Genomic DNA, 5,060 nt, shown 5'->3' with positions numbered 1-5,060 from the left:
ACTTGGCTTTTTTTTAACCTGCTCACGCACTTGAGCGTGTAAGATGCTCATCAGTTTGTCGATCGCTCCAGATGCCCGCCACTGCTTGTAATGCCAATATACGGTTGAGTAGGGGGGCAAGTCCTTGGGCAAGTCTTCCCAATTACAGCCATTCTTCAGTTGATAGAAGATGCCATCCAAGAGTTCTCTTTTTGTCCAATTGGAGGGTCTGGTCTGCTTCTTAGGTGGCAATATAGTCGGCAGTAGGGGTTCAAGGATTTCCCACTCTTCGTCTGTTAGGCTGCTAGAGTACGGCATGACTGCTGGATACGGCTTTTGCGGTAACTGTACTTCAAGATAGTAAAAGATGTCAAATGGGTTCTATAGACGTAACCCATAATTGGTATAACTATGTGAATATTTGATTGCGATCGCTTCAATCTCTATGCACTCATGATATATATACAAAGCTGCATTGCTGGACTCATTTCCATGACCAAGCCCCGTTGGGGCGGGGTGTGGGGTGTGGGGGAAGAAATAGCCCCAACAACTGCTATTGACACAATCCTAAGCTTTTCAAGACGATGGCATTGGTGGGGCGAGGATGCCCCATCAATGCCGTCTTCCCTACACCCTACCCCCTACCCCCTACACCCTCTTCGTGACCTATGGGACAAATTATTACTCAGGTTGATGCCTTTACAAATCAGCCTTTCGCAGGGAATCCCGCTGCTGTCTGTGTTTTGCCTACTCCTCAAGATGATGCCTGGATGCAAAACGTTGCCCAGGAAATGAATTTATCGGAGACAGCTTTTTTAGTTAGAAAGGATGAAGGCTTTCAGCTGCGTTGGTTTACGCCGACTGTAGAAGTACCGCTTTGCGGTCACGCAACCTTAGCTAGCGCCCATGTGTTGTGGTCAGAGGCGCATTTGTTACCTGACGAAGTGGCGCGTTTTCATACCAAAAGCGGAGTATTGATTGCTAAACGGCAAGGTGAATGGATTGAGTTAGATTTTCCTGTGAATCACTCACAAGCAACTGTTGTGCCTCCAGAACTCAGTCAAGCTTTAGGCGTACCTTACAAATCTGTCTTGCAGAATTCTTTAGGCTATTTGGTAGAAGTGGAGTCTGAAGATTTGGTGCGACAAATGCAGCCTAATTTTCAGCAATTGAAAACGTTGCCTGTTAATAATATTCTCGTAACGAGCCTGACTGAGCCTGATTCTGACTATGATTTTATTTCTCGCTTCTTCGCACCAGGATTAGGTATCAATGAAGACCCCGTAACTGGTGCTGCTCATTGTTGCCTGGCTGCTTTCTGGCGCGATCGCTTGGGTAAAGATGAATTCTTAGCTTATCAAGCCTCTAGCCGTGGTGGTGTAGTCAAAGTAAGGTATTCGGGGGGCGATCGCGTCTTTCTTGCCGGACAAGCCGTCACCGTCATGCGAGGAGAATTAACTTTCTCTTGAGAATCCCACGATAACTATTATTCATCTTTCCGTAGCTTAATTGGATAATTTCAAACTCACACTTTGGATAGTTACATTCGTGAAAAGCAACAACTTTTAATGGAAAGCGTATTTTTTAATACAGCAGTTATATTACAAGGAAACTCACGATTATGCCAGTTTTTGTTGGAACCTTGTTTAATGACTCTTTAACAGGAACTCTAAATAATGACACAATCAGCGGTCTAGCAGGAAACGACATATTACTCGGCAAAGCTGGAAACGACAATATTAGCGGTGGCGAGGGTAGCGACTGGCTCAATGGTAATGCCGGAAATGATACCTTAAGTGGCGATCCTTTTTTTACTGTTGACGGGGACGAACCTCATGGTTTTGATGAAATTGTAAAACTCTACCGTGAAGGAAACGATACTTTACAAGGTGGCTTTGGTAATGATTCTCTAGAGGGCGGTGCTGGCAAAGATACCTTGATTGGCGGTGCTGGAGATGATTACTTATGGGGTGGTTACAACGCAAAAGAAGGTAGGCCAGAGAGTGGCTTTCCCGAAGATTTGTCTGATTTTTTTATCGGAGAGTATGAAAATAATGGCTACGGTAACGATTTGCTAGTAGGGGGTTTGGGAAACGACACCTTACGCGGCGATTCTATTTCCACAGATTCCTTAACCGACGGACTTTATTCCCTTTATGGAAATGACACTCTAGATGGTGGTGCAGGAAATGACTTTTTAGAGGGTGGTTCGGGAGAGGATTATCTTTATGGTGGCGCTGGTGACGACACTATATATAGCGGTTATATAACTGGATATTCTTTACGTCAATATAGCGTTGGCGACGACTACATTTATGGTGGTTCTGGTGATGACTCATTAGTGGGTAGTGACGGTAATGATTTGATAGACGGGGGTACGGGCAATGACACATTGAGTGGTGACGATAATCGCATCAATAGTCGAGATACCTTAAATGGTGGCGCTGGCGACGACTTGTTACAAGGAGGCCCGGGAAGTGATGTCCTCAACGGTGGTGCTGGTAATGATGTGCTGGTTGGTGATATTGCCTTCAATGTATTTGAAGATGGAGATTTAGTTGATACCTTGACAGGCGGTGCAGGAGCAGACCAATTTATTCTGGGAGATGCTGAATATGGAAGCCTGTATGGTCTGTCCTTTTCTTCCAATCAATTGGGTGAATATTTCCGAGACTACGCAATTATTACTGACTTCAACAAAAACCAGGATATTATTCAACTTGCAACTTCAGATCCTATTTTAGGAGTGCCAAATCAATATATCTTAGGTTCGGCGGTTCCTGAAGGTTTGCAAGGGACGGCGATATATCTTGACCAAGGAGAACAGGCAGATGTGTTAGTTGCGATCGTACAAGGAGTTTCTAATTTGAGTCTTAGCGATAACTACTTTCGTTTCGTTTAGTTTTCTCAATACTTAACTAGAGGGAAATTTTTTAGCCAGAAGGAACTATAGCTATGGTAGTTAAAATCGGTACTGTATTTAACGATACTTTGCCTGGAACTCTAAATAATGACACAATCAGCGGTCTAGCTGGAAACGACAATATAAGTGGTGGCGAGGGTAGCGATTGGCTTGATGGTGATACCGGAAACGATACTTTACGTGGCGATCCTTTTCTGGATGGGAATTATTATACGCGCGATGAAATTCTACAACTCAACGATGAGGGACGGGATACTTTAAGAGGAGGCTTTGGTAATGATTTCTTGGAAGGCGGTGCTGGCAAGGATACCTTGATTGGTGGGGCAGGGGATGATGTTTTATGGGGTGGTTATAACGCCTATGAAGGTGTTTTGGCATCCTTGGATGATTATTTTTTTACAGAATACAACAACAATGGCTATGGTAACGATCTCTTAGTAGGGGGGTCAGGAAACGATACCTTACACGGCGATTCCATTTTTGCAGACATCATCATTAATGGAGTTTTTGCTATTGGTGGAAACGACACACTCGATGGCGGTTCCGGAAACGATCTTTTAGAGGGCAGCTTAGGAGAGGATTATCTCTGTGGCGGCTCTGGTAACGATCGCATATATGGTGGTACTTTGAATCCTAGTTCGCATCAAGCTGATGCTGGCGACGACCATCTTTATGGTGGTTCCGGAGACGATCTCTTAGTGGCCAGTACTGTAGATCCCTATTTTTACGGTGGGAAGAACGACTTTCTAGATGGTGGTGCAGGCAACGATACATTATATGGAGAAGTTGGAAGCGATTTCCTAGATGGTGGTGCTGGCAATGATGTGCTGATTGGTGATACTTCTTTGGCTTTTTTTCAAAATACTCTTGATACGGTTGACACCTTAACGGGTGGTGCTGGTGCAGACCAATTTATTCTAGGAATAAAAGAGCCAGGAAGTGGGGATGGATTAACTTTGTATGGCTTAACGTTTGCTCAAGAAGATACTTTTTCTGAATACGCAATCATTACTGACTTCAACAAAAAGCAGGATATTATCCAACTTGCCAAGTCATATTATTCTAGCGATAGTTTACTAAACCCAGCTAATTATGTCTTAGGTTCTGCTCCTGTTGGTCAAACAGGGACAGGCATATATATTGACCAAGAACAGACGGACGTGCTAGTTGCAGTGGTACAAGGAGTTTCCAATTTGAGTCTTAGCGATAACTACTTTCGTTTCGTTTAGACTTTAGCCGCTTTCTACAAGTGGGTTCATATTTTGGAGTACATCGAACATATCTACGCCATTCTTCAGAAGCAATTTCAATCCCTAATAGGGATTAAGTGAAATTTCAACAAATTTACAACAAGCTAAATCAAAGAGCAAAAGCGGTTTCAATCCCTAATAGGGATTAAGTGAAATTTCAACAATTAAGTGGAGCGATCGCCATCATTTCTTACGATGTTTCAATCCCTAATAGGGATTAAGTGAAATTTCAACATTGCTCAGAAGTATGAACAAAATTCTGCTTAAGCTGTTTCAATCCCTAATAGGGATTAAGTGAAATTTCAACTCCACTGTCCAGTGCCAAGTACAAAGAAGAAATCACTAGTTTCAATCCCTAATAGGGATTAAGTGAAATTTCAACATAATTCCCCTTGCTCATTGGTGAATGACTTCTTGTTTCAATCCCTAATAGGGATTAAGTGAAATTTCAACTGTTGCAGCTGTACCAATTGTCCCCAGGTTCGCAGTGTTTCAATCCCTAATAGGGATTAAGTGAAATTTCAACAAGATAGTCATCACTCAAGAAATGGAATACACTGTTTCAATCCCTAATAGGGATTAAGTGAAATTTCAACTATACCAATCGTAGGATGGTACGAGGCTATACATGTTTACTGGGTAGGGCAGGGATATTGCTATCCCTTTCCCCCCGACAAACCGGACAAGCAAGTTCACCCTGCATCCGGCTTTAGCAAATCCTAGAGCTACCAAGGACTCAATTCATTCTCAATTTCAGAAAGGTGATTCTGTGCATGAGAATGTATTTGTTGATGACAGTAATAATGCACTAGTTCTAAATTAGCGTAACTTTCGTTACCCCCATCACAAAAAGGTATTTTATGGTGTTTTTGTATGGGTTCATCATTGAATAATGATTCTCCACATAC

Annotated in this window: 5 protein-coding genes and 1 CRISPR repeat array; of the genes, 3 read left to right on the top strand and 2 right to left on the bottom strand. The window is 42.8% G+C overall.

What is annotated here, in order from left to right; genetic code table 11:
* On the bottom strand, window positions 1-297 hold a 297-nt coding region (locus I8752_RS21135), incomplete at its 3' end, for a transposase (protein WP_214434253.1).
* 350 nt (window positions 298-647) lie between these two features.
* Here I8752_RS21135 and I8752_RS21130 point away from each other — a divergent pair.
* The 3 genes from I8752_RS21130 to I8752_RS38110 all read left to right on the top strand — a co-directional run bounded on the left by I8752_RS21130 (window position 648) and on the right by I8752_RS38110 (window position 4,131).
* Window positions 648-1,448 (top strand): PhzF family phenazine biosynthesis protein, encoded by an 801-nt coding sequence (locus tag I8752_RS21130; RefSeq protein WP_214434252.1) that lies wholly within the window; start codon window positions 648-650, stop codon window positions 1,446-1,448.
* Window positions 1,449-1,600: 152 nt separating this feature from the next.
* Window positions 1,601-2,881 (top strand): calcium-binding protein, encoded by a 1,281-nt coding sequence (locus tag I8752_RS21125; RefSeq protein ID WP_214434251.1) that lies wholly within the window; start codon window positions 1,601-1,603, stop codon window positions 2,879-2,881.
* Window positions 2,882-2,934: 53 nt separating this feature from the next.
* Window positions 2,935-4,131, top strand: coding sequence for a calcium-binding protein (locus I8752_RS38110; RefSeq protein ID WP_214434250.1), 1,197 nt, complete (start codon window positions 2,935-2,937; stop codon window positions 4,129-4,131).
* 73 nt (window positions 4,132-4,204) lie between these two features.
* Window positions 4,205-4,748: a CRISPR direct-repeat array (repeat unit 38 nt; unit sequence TGTTTCAATCCCTAATAGGGATTAAGTGAAATTTCAAC).
* Window positions 4,749-4,877: 129 nt separating this feature from the next.
* Here the strand turns inward: I8752_RS38110 and I8752_RS21115 are convergent.
* Window positions 4,878-5,060, bottom strand: a 183-nt coding sequence (locus I8752_RS21115; RefSeq protein ID WP_214432012.1) for an HNH endonuclease signature motif containing protein, incomplete at its 5' end; no start/stop codon positions are given.

This window comes from Dendronalium phyllosphericum CENA369, assembly GCF_016056275.1.
Taxonomy (GTDB): Bacteria; Cyanobacteriota; Cyanobacteriia; order Cyanobacteriales; family Nostocaceae; genus Dendronalium; species Dendronalium phyllosphericum.
Note: the sequence above shows the minus strand (reverse complement) of the source record. Positions and strands in the feature narration are given on the sequence as shown.